General features: G+C 45.2%; 18 protein-coding genes and 1 pseudogene. 12 read left to right on the forward strand and 7 right to left on the reverse strand.

Going from position 1 to position 17,217, the window contains the following annotated elements; genetic code table 11:
• Nucleotides 1–290: 290 nt before the first annotated feature.
• The 3 genes from pdxA to ABEF84_RS03375 are packed head-to-tail and all read left to right on the forward strand — an operon-like array spanning nt 291 to nt 2,954.
• Nucleotides 291–1,259 carry a 4-hydroxythreonine-4-phosphate dehydrogenase PdxA gene (gene pdxA, locus ABEF84_RS03365; protein WP_404798928.1) on the forward strand — a complete coding sequence of 323 codons (969 nt, stop codon included), beginning with the start codon at nt 291–293 and terminating at the stop codon, nt 1,257–1,259.
• Nucleotides 1,260–1,289: 30 nt separating this feature from the next.
• A complete protein-coding gene (gene rsmA / locus ABEF84_RS03370; RefSeq protein WP_347453586.1) occupies nt 1,290–2,105 on the forward strand; it encodes a 16S rRNA (adenine(1518)-N(6)/adenine(1519)-N(6))-dimethyltransferase RsmA in 816 nt (271 codons plus the stop codon).
• Nucleotides 2,106–2,954: a symmetrical bis(5'-nucleosyl)-tetraphosphatase gene (locus ABEF84_RS03375; protein WP_034588511.1), complete on the forward strand. Its 849-nt coding sequence runs from the start codon at nt 2,106–2,108 to the stop codon at nt 2,952–2,954. It abuts the gene before it with no gap.
• A 57-nt stretch (nt 2,955–3,011) separates the two neighbouring features.
• Here the strand turns inward: ABEF84_RS03375 and ABEF84_RS03380 are convergent.
• The 6 genes and pseudogenes from ABEF84_RS03380 to ABEF84_RS03405 all read right to left on the reverse strand — a co-directional run bounded on the left by ABEF84_RS03380 (nt 3,012) and on the right by ABEF84_RS03405 (nt 8,430).
• Nucleotides 3,012–4,235, reverse strand: a pseudogene (locus ABEF84_RS03380) (IS3 family transposase).
• 105 nt (nt 4,236–4,340) lie between these two features.
• A complete protein-coding gene (locus ABEF84_RS03385; RefSeq protein ID WP_034586520.1) occupies nt 4,341–4,790 on the reverse strand; it encodes a DUF2147 domain-containing protein in 450 nt (149 codons plus the stop codon).
• Between the two features lie 1,001 nt (nt 4,791–5,791).
• Nucleotides 5,792–6,466 (reverse strand): LrgB family protein, encoded by a 675-nt coding sequence (locus tag ABEF84_RS03390; protein WP_034586504.1) that lies wholly within the window; start codon nt 6,464–6,466, stop codon nt 5,792–5,794.
• Nucleotides 6,467–6,475: 9 nt separating this feature from the next.
• The gene (locus tag ABEF84_RS03395) at nt 6,476–6,847 is read right to left on the reverse strand and encodes a hypothetical protein (RefSeq protein ID WP_034586500.1); all 372 of its coding nucleotides are present in this window, start codon (nt 6,845–6,847) and stop codon (nt 6,476–6,478) included.
• A 33-nt stretch (nt 6,848–6,880) separates the two neighbouring features.
• The gene (gene hflX, locus ABEF84_RS03400) at nt 6,881–8,158 is read right to left on the reverse strand and encodes a ribosome rescue GTPase HflX (protein WP_404798905.1); all 1,278 of its coding nucleotides are present in this window, start codon (nt 8,156–8,158) and stop codon (nt 6,881–6,883) included.
• A 140-nt stretch (nt 8,159–8,298) separates the two neighbouring features.
• Nucleotides 8,299–8,430, reverse strand: coding sequence for a hypothetical protein (locus ABEF84_RS03405; RefSeq protein ID WP_264673527.1), 132 nt, complete (start codon nt 8,428–8,430; stop codon nt 8,299–8,301).
• 185 nt (nt 8,431–8,615) lie between these two features.
• On the opposite strand from ABEF84_RS03405, the gene ABEF84_RS03410 reads away from it, so the two are divergent.
• Nucleotides 8,616–9,473, forward strand: a complete 858-nt coding sequence (locus ABEF84_RS03410) for a 1-acyl-sn-glycerol-3-phosphate acyltransferase (protein ID WP_052127904.1) — start codon at nt 8,616–8,618, stop codon at nt 9,471–9,473.
• A 56-nt stretch (nt 9,474–9,529) separates the two neighbouring features.
• Here ABEF84_RS03410 and ABEF84_RS03415 read toward each other — a convergent pair whose 3' ends face one another.
• On the reverse strand, nt 9,530–10,078 hold the full coding sequence (locus ABEF84_RS03415) for an NUDIX hydrolase (protein WP_034586513.1): 549 nt from the start codon (nt 10,076–10,078) through the stop codon (nt 9,530–9,532).
• Nucleotides 10,079–10,203: 125 nt separating this feature from the next.
• On the opposite strand from ABEF84_RS03415, the gene ABEF84_RS03420 reads away from it, so the two are divergent.
• The 8 genes from ABEF84_RS03420 (at nt 10,204) to rpe (ending at nt 17,083) form a co-directional block, all read left to right on the forward strand.
• Entirely contained in the window at nt 10,204–10,818 is a 615-nt protein-coding gene (locus ABEF84_RS03420) for a CoA pyrophosphatase (RefSeq protein WP_034586494.1), read from the forward strand.
• A 13-nt stretch (nt 10,819–10,831) separates the two neighbouring features.
• Nucleotides 10,832–11,362 (forward strand): gamma carbonic anhydrase family protein, encoded by a 531-nt coding sequence (locus ABEF84_RS03425; RefSeq protein WP_034586491.1) that lies wholly within the window; start codon nt 10,832–10,834, stop codon nt 11,360–11,362.
• Nucleotides 11,363–11,498: 136 nt separating this feature from the next.
• Nucleotides 11,499–12,164: a tRNA (adenosine(37)-N6)-threonylcarbamoyltransferase complex dimerization subunit type 1 TsaB gene (gene tsaB, locus ABEF84_RS03430; RefSeq protein WP_347453588.1), complete on the forward strand. Its 666-nt coding sequence runs from the start codon at nt 11,499–11,501 to the stop codon at nt 12,162–12,164.
• A gap of 16 nt (nt 12,165–12,180) precedes the next feature.
• On the forward strand, nt 12,181–13,005 hold the full coding sequence (locus ABEF84_RS03435; protein WP_034586485.1) for an undecaprenyl-diphosphate phosphatase: 825 nt from the start codon (nt 12,181–12,183) through the stop codon (nt 13,003–13,005).
• On the forward strand, nt 12,999–13,820 hold the full coding sequence (locus ABEF84_RS03440; RefSeq protein ID WP_347473764.1) for a class I SAM-dependent methyltransferase: 822 nt from the start codon (nt 12,999–13,001) through the stop codon (nt 13,818–13,820). Before ABEF84_RS03435 ends, ABEF84_RS03440 begins: the two co-directional genes overlap by 7 nt.
• Before the next feature lie 122 nt (nt 13,821–13,942).
• Nucleotides 13,943–15,340 (forward strand): C13 family peptidase, encoded by a 1,398-nt coding sequence (locus tag ABEF84_RS03445; protein WP_034586479.1) that lies wholly within the window; start codon nt 13,943–13,945, stop codon nt 15,338–15,340.
• A gap of 40 nt (nt 15,341–15,380) precedes the next feature.
• Entirely contained in the window at nt 15,381–16,217 is an 837-nt protein-coding gene (fghA, locus tag ABEF84_RS03450; RefSeq protein WP_034586475.1) for an S-formylglutathione hydrolase, read from the forward strand.
• Between the two features lie 179 nt (nt 16,218–16,396).
• On the forward strand, nt 16,397–17,083 hold the full coding sequence (rpe, locus tag ABEF84_RS03455) for a ribulose-phosphate 3-epimerase (protein ID WP_034586510.1): 687 nt from the start codon (nt 16,397–16,399) through the stop codon (nt 17,081–17,083).
• Nucleotides 17,084–17,217 lie beyond the last annotated feature (134 nt).

Below are 17,217 nucleotides of genomic sequence, written 5' to 3' on the forward strand. Positions count from 1 at the left end.
ATAGTTGGTTTGGACTATGGAAGCTGTCCAAACAAAAAGGAGACGAGATTCTAAACGAATACGTGAAGAATCACAAATGAAAATTAAAAATTTCAAGCGCTGTATTTTAATCAATCTCTTTGGCGAAGGGAAGGAAAAATCAACAAGAACGATGAAAAACTGACAAGATATTTGTAACTTGGCTTTTTACCCATGAATAGCCTTCATTATCAAAGGCAAAACAGATTGCTGTACGCAGGTAATAGGGAATGAGGCTATAATATTGAACAGCTTAGAGAATCGAGATGAAGATGCTGCCTTTATATGTCACCAGTGGTGAACCTGCCGGAATTGGTCCTGATATCTGCCTGAGTCTGGCCGATCGTGTTGATGAGCGTCCAGTGGTGGTGCTGGCAGATAAGGAAATGTTAGGTGCGCGTGCCCAGCAGTTAAACCTTGACGTTAAATTGGTGGCTTATCAAGAGCAAACGACTTCTTCAGAAAAAGGTCAGCTCTATGTCGAGCATGTACCGTTAAAAGAGCAAGTGATATTAGGTGAGTTAAACCACCATAACGCTGCTTATGTATTGGAACAGTTGCGTCGTTCTGCGGACTATGCTATGTCTGGCAAAAGTGTCGGGGTCGCTACAGCACCTGTGCAGAAGTCGGTCATTAATGATGCTGGGATTCATTTCAGTGGTCATACCGAGTATTACCAGGAATGCGCAGGTGTACCGCGTGTGGTCATGATGTTAGCCACCAAAACCTTGCGTGTAGCGTTGGCAACCACCCATCTGCCACTTCGTGCAGTCGCCGATGCAATTACGCCTGAACGACTGCATCAGGTCATTAATATCCTGATTCACGACCTAAAATCCAAATTTAAAATTGAGCATCCGCATATTCTGGTCTGTGGTTTAAACCCACATGCAGGTGAGGGCGGTTATCTAGGGATGGAAGAGATTGAAGTAATCAATCCGGTACTGGAAAGCTACCGTGCGCAAGGGATTAACATGAGCTTAAGTCTGCCCGCTGATACCCTATTTACTCCAGAAAACCTGAAAGATGCCGATGCGGTGCTGGCGATGTATCACGATCAGGGCTTACCTGTGCTAAAATCGCAGGGCTTTGGTGAAGCCATCAATATTACTTTGGGCTTACCGTTTATTCGAACCTCTGTCGATCATGGCACAGCACTCTCCCTCGCAGGTACAGGCCTTGCGAAAAGCTCAAGCTTGCATGTGGCTGTGGATTTGGCGCTGGATTTAGCGCGTCAATGATCTCGTCTTTATTACACGTTGGAAATGTCTATGTATCAGATTAATGCCTTAAACCCAAAAGATGAAGGGCATCACACGCGTAAGCGTTTTGGTCAAAACTTCTTACATGACCAACGTGTCATTGCCAAAATTGTACGTTCGGTGAATCCACGTCCGGGCGACAATGTTGTCGAAATTGGTCCGGGCTTAGCTGCTTTGACTTCACCACTGATTGGTGAATGCGATGCATTGACGGTAATTGAGCTTGACCGTGACCTGGCGGCTGGGCTACCGGGGCGTGTTCCACATCCTGAACGTCTGGCGATTGTTGAAACCGATGCACTGAAATTCGACTTCTCGAAATTATTTGAAGAAGATCGTCCACTACGTGTTGTCGGTAACCTGCCATACAATATTTCGACACCATTATTATTCCATCTCTTGGAATTTGGTGACAAAGTCAAAGACATGCACTTCATGCTGCAAAAAGAAGTGGTCGATCGTATTACCGCAGAACCGAATACCAAAGAATATGGTCGTCTGTCAGTCATGATTCAGTATTACTGCAAGCCGACTTTCCTGTTTGAAGTGCCACCGGGCTCATTTAACCCGCCACCAAAAGTAACGTCTGCGGTATTCCGTCTAGAGCCTTATGACGTGAAACCAATCGTGGCGAAAAATGAAAAAGCCTTGGCACGACTGGTGTCACATGTCTTTACCCAGCGTCGTAAAACTTTGCGTAACAGCTTAAAAGGCATGCTGGTGGAAGATGGTTTTGAAAAAGCAGGCGTGGATCCAATGGCACGTCCTGAAACCTTAACGCTCACTCAATTTGTTGCTCTTTCAGATCAAATGGTAGATGCATAAATGTCTCGCGAAAATATTCGATACAACTATGTGATTGGTGATGTGCAAGGTTGTTTTGAAGCCTTGAAAGCATTGCTGAAAAAAATTCAGTTTGATGCGGATCAAGATTTTCTCTGGTTTGCTGGTGACCTGGTGGCTCGAGGCGAAAACTCGGTGGGGGCACTGCGTTTTATCAAGAAACTGGCAGAAAATGGCGCTGCAGCGACGGTATTGGGAAATCATGACCTGACGCTGCTGGCTTGTGCGCGTGGCCTGAAAAAAGTCAAAGATAAAGACAATGTCTGGGATGTAATTAACGCCCTGGAAAGTGATGATCTGATCGACTGGTTGCGTAAACAACCTTTGTGCCTGTTTCCGAATGAACAGACAATTTTGACTCATGCGGGTATTCCCTTGAACTGGACCGCTGAACAGACTGCGCAACTGTCCAAAGAAGTCGAAGCGGTGCTTGCTCATGAAGACTTTGATGTGGTCGATGCTTTCCTGAAAGAGATGTATGGTACTGAGCCTGATCTGTGGTCAGAAGATCTGCAAGGACATGAGCGTTTACGTTGTATTGTCAACTATCTGACCCGTATGCGTCTGACCGATGCGGAAGGCCGGATGGAGTTCAGCTTTAAGGAATCGCTGGATGATCCAATGCCGGAAGGCTTTAAACCATGGTTTGAATTTGAATCCAAAGCGGCTCAAACCCATCAAATCCTGTTTGGTCACTGGGCTGGCCTGCAAGGCAAGAAAATCTCGGATTGCATCCAGAATGTAGATGGTGGCTGTGTCTGGGGTAATCAGCTAATGGCCTTCCGTCTAGAAGACCAGCAGATGTTTGCAGTCGATAATCCAATGTTCTGATTTATTCACTTATGTCTTGTCCTGAAATAGATTGACAGTATTCCACTTCAAACCGAGTTAAGCAATTAGCTCGGTTTTTGTTTGCTCATACATCTGATTCGGGGTGTTCATATTTAAACTTAAATGCGGTCTATAACAATTGTAAATCATGATAGATTCCGCAATTAAGTGATCTAACTCCTTCATGGTTTGACATCGCGTGGTTAAAAAACTCCTGCTTTAATATTCCATTAATTCGCTCTGCTAATGCATTCTGATAACAGTCCTTGCCATCTGTCATGGAAGGACATATCCCATAATGGCGCAATGCCGATTGATATAGCTCAGAGCAATATTGAGCACCTCTATCTGAATGATGAATCATCCTAGTCGCTCGATCTGTCGCTTGCTGCATCGCCATATGTAGAGCCTGCACAACATTCTCCGCACGCATATCATTCGATAACTTATAACCTTTAATCTGTCGGGTATAAGCATCTGTCACCAAGGATAAATAATGCACACCTTCAGCACTCTCAACATAGGTAATATCACTAACAAAGACTTCATTGGCTTGCACTGCTGAATAATCCTTTAATAAATTTGGATGCTTCTTCATCCAATGCTTGCTATCCGTAGTTTTTGTATAGCGACGCTTAGGGCGAATCAATAAGTTATTTTCTTTCAATATTTTAAATAACTGATCCCGTCCACACTTTAAACCACGTTGCAACAATTTGCCTTTAATAAGCCAATACAGCTTACGTGTTCCGATACTTGGCATGAGACAGCGATATTCCATAACCAACTCAAGTATTTGTTCAGTTGCTTGTGCAGTCATTTGAGCACGTTTTTCTGCTTGATAATAAGCTTGTCGGGTGATTCCCAACCACTGACAATAACGTGAAACGCTTAGTCTTCTTTGGCTTTGCCAATCTTTGAAACGTGCTCGGTATACTTTTTTCCAAGATCAGTCCCACATTCTTTATCAATGTGATAAATCACATCCTGAATAAATTCAGTTTTAAGCTTTTCTGCGGCTAACTGCTTTTCTAATTGGCGGATTCGTTGTTGGGGTGTCAATTGGCGTTTAGAAGAAGTCGGCATATTCGAAGTCCAGTCCTGTTGTCCGTGCTTGCGTAACCATACCAGCACAGTTGATCTTCCTTGAATACCATATTTTGCCTGAGCTTGCTTATAAGTAATTTGCCCTTTTTCTACTTCATGTACCACCATCATTTTAAAGGCAAAGCTATAGTCACGTTGTGTACGTTTAACTCGTTGTTCTCGTTTATGTTCCATAAAATAAGTCTCTTAAGGTGTAAACTTATTTCAGGACGGGACATTAAATAGATGTAAAAAAGCCACGTTCAACGTGGCTTTTTTATTGGCTTAATCAGCTTTGAATTAGTCCTGACGAATCCAGGTCTGACTACGGCCGAGTGCAGAGACGCCCATATAACCACGCAAGGTGAGACGTTTACCATTGGCACTCAGACGAACTTTGGCGTCGTAAATTTTACCTGCCAGCGGATCGATGACTTTACCTTTTTCATAGTTATTGGTGCCTTCCACAGGTTTTAAACCAGTCAGTACATCCATCCCCAGAATTGGCTGGTTGGTATACGGTGCAGGGCAGTTGTTACAGGTTTTTTGTGGTGTATAACCAGGACGTGGAGTGACTTTGACAATTTTACCCACGTAAGTACCATTGTTTTCTTTACGAATTTCAATGATGGCTTTAGGGGAGCCAGTTTTATCATCAATTTGCTGCCATGTACCTGCCAGGTCTTGGGCAAATGCTGAAACACTCATACATGCACCCAGTAGCATCATTGTGATTTTTGATTTATTCATTTTATTCATCCCCATGTTGTTTAATGCTGACGGTCACAATTATGTTGTTCGGTCAGCAATAAGAATTCGGTTGTGTAGTTCCTATAGCCAAATGCGAATGGCCAAATTAAGTTCAATGTTTATGCTTGCAAATAACCTGCTCATGCAGGTTATGGCGATATAAATTTGCTAGTCTCTGGGCTAAGCCGTTGCATCCTTCGATGCTATATGTTTTAAGTTTTTGAAAGCTTCATGCTCCAGTATTGCGAGGATATCCCTAGAAGATAGCCTATGATGTGAACCTTGTTGGGTGGGCAAGTAGCTCATCCATAATTTGAACTGAGTTTTTAATTTCTCATACGTATCATGAAATATGTATATCATTTTACTTGGGATTCGAATTGTGCACATTCTGTCATAAATCTGTTGCCAGTTTCCACTCCAGTTTTGTGTGAATAAGGATAGATCCCATGGCTTCATCAGCTCCGACATCCTGAAAACATGTCTTGTTTTCATCTGATTTCCTTATCGTTATTTCAATCGAATATCCATTTGATTGACTGTGTTTTTGCTATAAAAATAAAGTTTTTAAATCTACAGATTTGAAAAAATCTATATGTTTATTATTCATACAACCTTACTAAAAAAAAAGCAAGCTGGATATAGATAAGGGATACATCCTAAGTCTAGTAGTACTATTTTTATTTCATTGTATATGGATTAAAAAATGAACTTTATTAATAAAAGATTAGGGCTGAGGAAAGAGAGAGCTAAACAAAACTAGTGCCGAAAAGACATAGACGAAAGACTGGATTTTAAAGTCAATTGGCTAAGTCGGAAATTAGGAAAATACTGGGTTTTAACCTACTTTTATGGTCAATTTAATTTAACTAGAACACATTTTTTTTATGATTTTTGATGCGGTTACTACATTACTTTTTTAATTTTTAATGTCGGGCAGCGAAATGAAGTGGCTATACCCTAGAGGATATAGCCATGAGAATTTGACTGTTCAGTCAAATTTATAAGCTTTGCAAATACAGAATAAAGGTTGGTAGCCATAGCGCAGTGAAGACTGCATTAACTGCCATCCCAAATGCGGCATAACGGCCTGCCACGCTGCCACGTTGCCAGGCTTGTGCCGTACCAATGGCATGGGCGGCCAAACCCAATGCCAGACCAGAAGCACGTTCATCATTGATATGGCGCAGAATGATGGACGAGAAAGCCGCGCCAATTACGCCAGACAGGATCACAATCAGAATCACCAGACTGATTGGAGCGTGGAGTAATGTCGCGATATTAATAGCAATTGGAGTGGTCACTGCCCGAGTCGCAAAGGCCATGATATCATCCGATGCCATATGCAGCAGATAAGCTAGTCCCATTGGTAAAGCCACGGCACTGATACTGGCGAAGACCAGAATGCCGGTCACTGCTTTTAATGGCAGATCGTCATAGCGCATCGCGGCGAGAGGAATGGCCAATGCTACAGTGACATATCCTAACAGGCGGTTAAATAGCGGATTGGTTTGTTCCATATACGCTTCATAAGGCACGCCGAGTACAAATAGGATCAGCAGAATAAAGATCATGCCGAAGACAATCACTGGAATTTTCGGAACCACGCGGTTACAGGGCTTGGCTGCCAGATAAGCCACCAGTGTAATCAGGAAACCATAAAGAATAGATAGCATTGTGATCTCCTATAACCAGCGCTTGGCAATTTTGGCATAGACCCAGAGTGGAATCAGGGTGCTGACGAATAAAACAACCAGAAAGGCTGGGATTTTATGGCCCATGTGTACCAGCATCATCAGTGAACCCGCACTAACTGGTAGAAAGGCAAAGGCACTTTCTTTCATGATTTTGTTATTGGTATCTACTAGGCGAGCAGGAATCTTGCGCCAGCGTCGCCAAGCAAAGAGCACGATCAGTAGGCTGATTAGTCCGGTGAGGTTGCCAAGTTCAGGATGACCAAGTTCGGTCATGATCAAGACTGCTGCTTCCCGAAAGACAATAATGAGCAGTATCGTGCCGATCCATGCTGGCCAATCGATGTGTTTTATCCAGTTCATTTTTAGGGTCTATAAAATTTGATTTATCAAGTTTTAGTCGATCTTACCTGGTATTTCAAACTCTTCAAGTGGCCGCTGAAACTGAACTGCCTGGTCACCAAGAATATCTTCTAGCGATAAATGGGCTTGCCGGATGATCTGTTCCAGTTTTTGTGGTGCGATCCTGACCTGTAAATGCAGCTGACCATCTTCGTCATAATGCTCGGATTGAATCACGTTCAGGTCATACAACTGGTTACGCAATTTGCCATGCGCATGCTGCAATTTCAGATCGAACTGCTGGATTTGTCCCATCAAGGCTTCATGCACCGCTTTACGCAGCAGTTCAATGCCTTCTCCTGTATGGGCTGAGACATACACACGCTCTGGCTGGTTCGGTTTGCTATAAATAATTTTGGCATCTTCACCGCTACGGTCGATCTTGTTATAGACGCGCAGCACCGGTACATCAGCACCAATTTCTTTAAGGACGGTTTCCACTGCTTCAATCTGTTCCAGAATTTCAGGACTGCTGGAATCAATGACATGGAGAAGCAAAGTCGCTTCCAGCGTTTCTTCTAGAGTCGCTTTAAAAGATTCGACTAAAGAATGAGACAGATTGCGTACAAAACCAACAGTATCGGCGATGACAACGGTGCCAATACCTTCCCATTCTAAACGCCGCAGGGTGGGGTCTAGGGTTGCGAAGAGCTGATCCGCGGCATAGACATCGCTTTTAGCGAGAATATTAAACAGGGTGGATTTACCGGCATTGGTATAGCCGACCAGAGAAATGGTGGGTACAGCAGCTTTTTGACGAGCGACACGGCCCTGCATCCGGGTTTGGCGGACTTTCTCCAGTTTGGCTTTCAGTTGGCCCATGCGGACACGCAGCAAACGACGGTCGGTTTCCAGCAAAGTTTCACCTGGACCACGCAGACCGATACCACCTTTCTGGCTATCCAGATTGCCACGGCTGCGGATCAGGCGCGAAGCCATGTGCTGTAACTGTGCCAATTCGACCTGCAGTTTCCCTTCATAGGTACGCGCTCGCTGGGCAAAGATATCCAGAATCAGCTCGGTACGATCCACGACACGGCATTTTACGACCTTTTCAAGGTTACGGGCCTGGGCCGGAGTCAGGCTATGATCGAAAATCACCAGATCGGCTTCAAGGGCTTCCACCTGTTCGGCAATTTCTTCCGCCTTGCCAGAACCGATAAAGAATTTAGGATCAGGTTTCAGGCGTTGGACATGCAGATGCTCAAGGATTTCCGCGCCAGCTGAACTGGCCAGCAGGTGAAATTCTTCGGCATCCAGATCTTCCAGCATCTGTACGCTTACACTGACCAGAATAACGCGATCTGGGGTACGACGCTGTTGTATAATTTCCACTCAGTCCAGACTCCACTTGAAAACTTCATTTTAGTGGAAAAAGCTAGGGACAGATAGCGCAGCTGTGTGAGTTTTGGTTAGAGTGCGGCAATGAAAAGTTGAGCCAGAATCACAAATACAGCCGCATAAAGGGCGCTGGCTGCTGCGATATAAGTTAATGCTTGCATGGGTTGAATGGCAGGAGAGGTGGTTTGCTGATCTTCTTGCATGAAATAACCTTCCATTGGGTGGTTCAATTAAAATAATAATTAATCGAGGTTAGACTTAAAAATGACAATTTTTGATCTGTCTGAACGGTTTTTATAATCAATGCAAGTTCAGAATGAACAGTATAGAATGGTAAAGATACGTGAAAATGATGACCTGAATCGGCCCGAAAAATAGTGATCCTTGTATGCATCCGACTATAGAAAATCAAACACCTGAACTTCGTGGATTAGCCAAGTTTTTGCTTTATTTTAGAAAAATTGCAGCTTCTGTGGCCGCGGTGAGTGAAGGGTTCTATCTGGTCTATCGCTATGGTCTGTACAAGAATCCCAATAACCCGACTAATACCCGTTATGTGCAGTATTTCTGTCGCAAGCTGTGCAAGGTATTCAATATCGAAATACAGGCGCATGGCACGATTCCGCGTGAACCTGCGCTTTGGGTCAGTAACCATATTTCCTGGCTAGATATTGCGGTGCTGGGTTCAGCGGCACGGGTGTTTTTCCTGGCTAAAGCAGAAATTGAACAATGGCCAGTGTTGGGCAAACTGGCCAAAAGTGGCGGTACGCTGTTTATCAAACGTGGCTCAGGGGATTCCATCAAAATCCGCGATCAGATTACCGAGTTCCTGAAACAGGATATTCCGGTGCTGTTCTTCCCGGAAGCGACCACATCGAATGGCCGGAGGATCAAGAAAGTCCATGGCCGGATTCTCGGGGCTGCGATTGAAGCACAACGTCCGGTACAGATCTGCCTGATCTGCTATGTAAACCAGCAGGGTGAACTGGATATGGTAGCGCCGTATGTCGATAACATCAGCTTCGCTGCACATGTACGCCGGGTGCTGGAAATGCCAAAAGTCACAGCGCATTTGATGGCTCTACCGGAGATTTCGACAGAAGGGCATACCGTGGACAGCTTAACCCATCTGGTACAACAGAAGATGCAGGAAGGTTTAAAGACTTTACAGAACAGGGTGCTGAAAACACCGCTTGAAGATGCAGAATCAGTCGTTTCAGTGCCTGTTCAGGAAACCTCTTCCTGAAAATAAAAAAGAGCGCAAATGGCGCTCTTTTTTTATTTTGCAATCGTCTAAATTTCTTAACCTGTGTGATCCAGACGTGAACCCAGGGTTTCCAGATGCATAGGGAAAGTATTGGTTTTACGGTCTTCAAAATAATGTCTTAAGGTGCGTTCTACACTTGGGAAAGCCAGATCGGCCCAAGGAATTTCGGCTTCTGAGAACAGGCGCGATTCGATGGTTTCTTCACCGGCACCGAACTTTCCTTCAATCAGCTGGGTTTTAAACAGTACATAAATTTGCCCGATACGCGGAATGTTGTACATGCAGTACAGCTGTTCGATTTCCACTTCCGCTTCAGCTTCTTCGCGGGTTTCACGCGCTGCGCCTTGTTCCATGGTCTCAAACAGTTCCATATAACCGGCTGGCAGGGTCCATAAACCATAACGCGGTTCAATGGCACGACGACACAGCAGAACCTTGTCTTCCCAGAGCACTAAAGCGCCACAAATCACTTTTGGATTCACATAATGAATAAACCCACAGGACGTACAGACATTACGGATTTTTTGATCACCTAAAGGTACTTTTTCAGTTGTCTCATGTCCACAAGCTGTACAGAAGTTCATATTCATCATCAATGATAAAAAGTAGACTCAGGATAACTGAAAAATCCAATTTTGGCATCAATTCTATCCTCCAGATTTTAAAAATCGGCTATGATGAAAGCATAAGGATAATGAGGAAGAACTGGATGGATGATCGTGATTTAACCCACCACTTACAGCAGCGTTTACGCTTTTCCCGGCGCATTCAGCCAGCCGATGCTGCGGTGTTAATTGCGATTACCAATGAGACTGATCCTAAGGTTTTACTCACTCGCCGTTCGGCTTATATGACCAATCATGCCGGTGAAGTGTCTTTCCCGGGTGGCAAGCGTGATCCGCAGGATACCAGTAATATCGTGGTTGCATTACGTGAAGCTTATGAAGAAACGGCACTGAATCCTTTTGATGTGCATCTGATTGGCGATCTGCCGATGCAAAAGGCCCGCAGCGGTCTGTTGGTCAAACCGGTGGTTGGTCTGATTCCTCCAAAAGTGGAGCTGACCCCACAGCCAACCGAGATTGACCGGATTTTCTTTGCCTCACTGCGGAATTTACTCGAAGCCAAACCAACGCCGTATGAAGTGCGTTTCGCGCATCAGTCTCTCTATTTCCCCAGCATGCGCGTGGAAAATGAAATCGTCTGGGGGTTGACTGCACGTATGCTGATTTCATTATTTCAATACGGGTTGGACTATAAAAAAGAATGGCCATTCCTGCTCAATTCACCCGCCTTTAAACGCTCAAAATTCTTTAAGGACTAAAAAGGAATTTGCCATGTTGTACAAATTTCAGGGACATTCTCCAAAAGCACTACATCAGCCTTGGGATGGCTGGGTTGCACCGACTGCGACGGTGATTGGTCAGGTAGAAATGGGCAAACAGGTCAGTGTCTGGTTCGGTGCCGTGGTTCGTGGTGATAACTGCAAAATTCATATCGGAGACTACAGCAACGTACAGGAAAACGCTGTGCTGCATACCGATGCCGGGATTGAAATGCATATCGGCAATTATGTGACCATTGGTCATCAGGCCATGCTGCATGGCTGTACCATTGGCGATAACTCACTGATCGGGATTCAGGCGGTGATTTTGAACAATGTGGTGATTGGCAAGAATTGTATTATTGGTGCCAATGCGCTGATTCCGGAAGGAAAAGTCATTCCAGATAATTCCGTAGTGATGGGTTCACCAGGTAAAGTGGTGAAAACCATTGATGAAACAACGGTAGAAAAATTGAAAATGAGTGCATTGCATTACGCGAATCACTTCCAGAAATTCCAGCAATTGGAACCAGTCGAGCTTTAAGCTTTTCCTGTTCTCAAGTTGCTCCACCTGGCTACGGCCAGGTTTTTTGTATCTGTTGGTCGAAAATCTCGCGTCAGCCCAGGGAGTGGAGTATGATATTCGACATTTTTTACATTCTCTGAATTTAAGGTTGTGCATGAAAGTGCTGGCACTGGAAACTGCCAATGAGCAGTGTTCCGTTTCTGTGATTGATGACACTCAAGAATTATTTTTCCAACTTGATGCGCGCGCAAAGGCACAAACGCAAACGATTCTCCCAATGATTGAACAGGCCCTGCAACAGCTGGGTCTGGCGATTTCTGATCTGACTGCGATTGCATTTAGCCGTGGCCCAGGTTCCTTTAGTGGCGTACGGATTAATGCTGCGGTGACGCAGGCTCTGGCCTGGTCAAATGACCTGCCTGTGGTTCCAGTATCCACTTTACAGGCACTGGCTCAGGCGGCATACCGTTTGCATGGACTGACTGAAGTCACCGCGGTGCTGGATGCCCGTATGAATGAGGTTTATATCGCCAGCTACAAGCTGGACGAGCAGGGCATCATGCAGCCAGTCGATGAAGAACAGTTACTCAGCTATGAACAGGGCAGTGCAGCCGTAAAATTTACGGCAGTGGGTTCAGGTGCTCATCTGGTACAGGCAGATGTGCCAGAGTATCAAGATGTAACAGCTACTGCTCAGGACATTGCAAGCATTGCCCGTGTGGCAGCGGCAGCCAAAAACTGGGTCAGTGCCGAATTGGCATTGCCTGTATATTTACGTGACAATGCGTGGAAAAAAATTCCAGAACAAGGCAAAGCATAATTAATCAGGATTAAGCATGGATCTATTACTGCTGCTGAAAGCGGCAATCATGGGGATTGTTGAGGGTATTACTGAGTTCTTACCCATTTCCAGTACCGGGCATCTAATTCTGGCATCAGAACTGATGGACTTCTGGACCAAGGAAAAGAGTGACGTTTTTGTGATTGCCATTCAGATGGGCGCAATTGCAGCTGTGATTTATGAATACTGGGCACGCCTCTGGGGTGCTGCTACGGGTATTGTGAGTGGTGAACCTCAAGGACGCCGTCTGGGCATTGGCTTGATTCTGGCTTCGATTCCCATCGTGCTGGTCGGCCTGACGTTTGGTCAGACCGTAAAAGAACTGCTGTTCAACAATATCGCGATTGCGCTGGGTCTGATTATCGGTGGTCTGATCATCATCTGGATTGAAAAGCATCCGCCAAAGATCCGGGCGAAGGAAGTGGAAGACCTGACCGTAAAAGATGCGGTCTGGATTGGCCTGATTCAGGTATTGTCTTTAATTCCCGGAACTTCACGTTCTGGTGCGACCATTATCGGTGCCATGTTCCTGGGCGTTTCCCGTAAAGCTGCAACGGAATTTTCCTTCTTCCTCGGTATTCCGGTGATTGTCGGTGCAGGGCTGTTAGATCTGTATCAAAGTTTTGACGTGTTCAGTGGGACACAGGATTTTGTCGTACTGACTGTAGGACTCTTAGTCTCTTTTATTTCAGCATTGTTACTGATCCGTGCGTTGGTTGCTTATGTCGCGAAACGTGACTTTATGATTTTTGCCTGGTATCGCATTTTCTCAGGTTTGCTGATTCTGTTATTTGCATTTACAGGCTGGAAATTATGGTAAGCGAAATTCGCTTATATACCGAAGCTGAACAGATCGGGAAAGCACAGCACTTTGCGGCTGTGCTTTCTTCTCGTGGTGTACAGGTTCAGATTGAAACCGTAGAAAAGCTGAATGCGCGTTTCTTCCGTCTGAATCCTGAACTGGCACTCTGTGTCGATGCGGATGGCCTATGGTTATGTGCCAATGGCATGAAAATGCAGCCGGACTGGAAAGCTGAAGTCGGGCGTTTAAAACGTGCATCCTTAAAATCGGAAATGATTGCACGTGCCTGTAACCTGGGTGAAAAGCCAAATCTGATTGATGCTACTGCAGGACTTGGACATGACAGCCTGTTAATGGCACACTTTGGCGCCAATGTCACTTTAGTCGAGCGTCATCCGATTTTATTTACCTTGTTGGAAGATACCCATCTTCGTAGCCAGAGTGATGCTTTCTTAAATCCAGTGGTGAATCGAATCCAGCTGGTGTTTTCTGATTCTGCAGATTATTTAAAACTTCAGGCCGAGCAAAATGCTGTGGTCGATGTTGTGTATTTAGACCCGATGTTCCCGCAGCGTGACCAGAACCAGCAGGCACCAAAAAAGCAGGCGCAGGTAAAAAAACAGATGCAGCTGTTACACATGCTCCTGCCTGAAGATGGTGAAATGGATCTGGGTGATAACCTGTTAGAATTGGCACAGAAAATTGGTAAACGGGTGGTAGTGAAACGCCCTCGATTAGCCATTTTTCTGGCCGGAAAACAGCCTGATCATCAGTGGCAAGGAGACGCTTGTCGCTTTGATGCCTATTTTCAACATGAACTTGTCGCAGATTAAGATAATTGCTTCAAAATTATCCAATGATTTGTTATATAGTTAAAAAATAGCATTGATAAAACTCTGATCAAGCTTAAACTTATTTTGCGAATTAGCGAGCCACCTCATCTCCCCGAAACCTTATGATCGACTTCAAACCTTCCATTAATTTTTGGCACGATTTCAAGAGCAATCAAATTGCCGGAATGTGGTTGTTTCTGGGGTCGAGGCGTTCCCTGCAAATGGTACGTCCCTCCATTCTGCAGCTGGTGTTCTGGGGGATTCTTGGCGGTTGTGCCAACAGTTTATTCAGCTGGCTCAGTTCCGGTCGGATTGGTGAATTTAACTCGCAGGGCCTGATCAGTTATGCACTGTGGCCGTTTATCGCCCTGATTGTGGGGATCTTTTTATCCCAGCGGGTGAATAATCCGCGTCTGATGCTGGTGCCGGCTTTGCTCTGGCTGGTATTAGATACACATATCATGCTGTTCCAGTGCCTGATCCAGTATCTGGGTGATCTGGACTATCTGCCCTATATTCTGTACGACTATATTCCAACACTGTTTATCATCCTGTTCGTGTGGCAGAGTCTGGCTGTGGTCTGGGTATTTTCCCGTGAACTGAAATGGCCATGGTGGGAACGTGCGTTGATCATGCTGGCAACGCTGTTTACGCTTGTGGTGTGGCAAATGTCGGTCAAGGACCAGCCGATCTGGAAAGTCGATGAACAGCCGCCAAGCTTTGCCGAAGATGCGTTCTATGCCCAGCCAAACTTACTGAACAAGGCACTGGAGAATATCGAGTTTGGTGAATTTGCCCAAACGCATTGGTATTTCATGGGTGTCGCGGGGGCGAGCTATCAGGATGTATTCCAGTCAGAAATTCAACGCATTAAAGAACAATTTGATACTCGCTTTGGGACTTATGGCCGTTCCATTGCCTTGGTCAATCATCCGGCGACGCGTCTGGAAATGCCGATTGCATCCCGAACCAGCATGGAAATGGCACTACGCCGTATTGGTCAGCAGATGAACCGGGAAAGCGATGTACTGTTCCTGTATATGACTTCGCATGGCTTGCCGAACGAATTTGAAATGGAAAATGCACCGCTGGATCTGGCACAGGTTGATCCGAAATGGTTGCGAGATACTTTGGATGCTTCTGGTATTCGCTGGCGGGTGATTGTGATTTCTTCCTGTTATTCAGGGAGCTTTGTATCCGCATTACAAAATGAAAATACTTTAGTCATTACTGCTTCTGCAGCGGACCGTCAGTCTTTTGGTTGCTCGAATGAAGCAGATTATACCTACTTTGGCCGAGCTTTCTTTGATGAGGCGATGCGTGAACAAAGTACGCTGAAAGATGCCTTTGCTCAGGCCAAAGAAACTGTGGCGAAATGGGAAAGTGCCCAAGGCTTTGAACCTTCCGAACCACAGTGGGTGATTGGTAAAAATATGGAATTGATGCTGCCGCAACTGGAGCAGCGTCTGTTCCCTCCAGCAACTACAGTTGCTCAGTCTGCCGTACCGGCTGCTCCCTAGAATGATGCACACTGTAAAACTTTAGAAAAAAGGAATCATGATGGAACTGGTACAGAATAATAGAAGTTTTGAGGGTGAGCAGCGGATTTACCGCTTTGACTCCAAGGTGCTGAAAACAACAACCCGTTTTGGCATCTATTTGCCGCCACAGGCTTTGGTAGGACAGAGCTGTCCTGCGCTGTTTTATCTGGCGGGGCTGACCTGTACTGAAGAAACTTTCGCAATTAAGGCACATGCACAGCGTTTGGCATCACAACTTGGATTAATCCTGATTACCCCGGACACTTCACCACGTGGTGAAGGTGTTGCGGAAGGCGACAACTGGGATATCGGTCAGGGTGCTGGTTTCTATATTAATGCCACACAAGCACCATGGGCAGAGCATTTCCAAATGGAAAGCTTTATCATGGACGAGCTGTATCCACTGGTGAATGAAGAGTTTGAAATCCAGCCGGGCAAGATCAGTATTTTCGGCCATTCCATGGGTGGTCATGGTGCCTTAACGCTAGCTTTTAAATATCCAGAGAAATTTGTCTCAGTTTCTGCCTTTGCACCGATCTGTGCGCCAAGCCAGTGTCCATGGGGTGAAAAGGCTTTTAGTCATTACTTAGGTGAAGACCGTACCGAATGGGCCAAGCATGATGCCACTGAGCTGGTTAAAGCCAAAGGTGCACTCTATTCAGATATCCTGATTGATCAGGGCTTTAATGACCAGTTCTATAGCCAGCTGAATCCAGCTTTATTCCAGCAGGTTTGTGATGAAGCAGGACAGAAGCTGACCCTACGCGAACATCAGGGCTATGATCATGGCTACTACTTTATTCAAAGCTTTGTTGATGATCATTTGCAGTTCCATGCGGTGCAGTTGGAAAACTGAATTTAAAATTCCATTTAAAAGCCACTTTTCAGTGGCTTTTATTTTATCTCGCTTAAATTTATTTCCGGATTTTAATGGTTTTAGAAATTATCAGGTATTGGTTAAACCATATTGAACAGGCGCAGCAGGGACAATTTGTTATAATGCTGTATTCATCCCATATTCAGCCAGGTTCTTTCATGTCCAAGCCATATTTAATTGCCCCTTCTATTTTATCTGCTGACTTCGCCCGCCTTGGTGAGGAAGTTGAAAATGTACTGGCAGCAGGTGCTGACGTTGTCCATTTTGACGTGATGGATAACCACTATGTACCAAACCTGACCTTTGGTGCAGGGGTATGTAAGGCACTGAAAAAATATGGCATCAAGGCACCGATTGATGTGCATCTGATGGTAAAACCGGTCGATCGCATGATTGGTGACTTCCTTGAAGCAGGTGCTGACATCATTACTTTCCACCCAGAAGCATCGGATCATATCGACCGTTCTTTGCAGCTGATCAAATCTGGTGGTGCACAGGCAGGTCTGGTATTCAACCCGGCAACACCGCTGCATTATCTGGACTATGTGCTGGATAAAGTCGACCAAGTCCTGCTGATGAGTGTGAACCCAGGCTTTGGTGGCCAGAAATTTATTCCAATGACTTTGGATAAATTACGTCAGGCACGCAAGATCATTGATGCTTCAGGCCGTGACATCCGTCTGGAAGTGGATGGTGGTGTAGGACCAGCCAATATTCGTGAAATTGCTGAGGCGGGTGCGGACATGTTTGTGGCTGGTTCAGCGATCTTCGGCAAGCCGGATTATAAAGCTGTAATTGATGAAATGCGTTCCGAACTGGCAAAAGTAGGCCAGGTAACTATCTGATCGGAATTTTATGTTATTCACAGTGAGTTGTGGATAACTTTATGGATAAGTATATGGATATCTATGTGGGTAACCCTATGGATATCCAGCATAAAATGTAATCAATTGTAGCTAGTATGTTCAAGCATTAGACG

Source organism: Acinetobacter sp. ANC 7912 (genome assembly GCF_039862785.1).
GTDB lineage: Bacteria > Pseudomonadota > Gammaproteobacteria > Pseudomonadales > Moraxellaceae > Acinetobacter > Acinetobacter thermotolerans.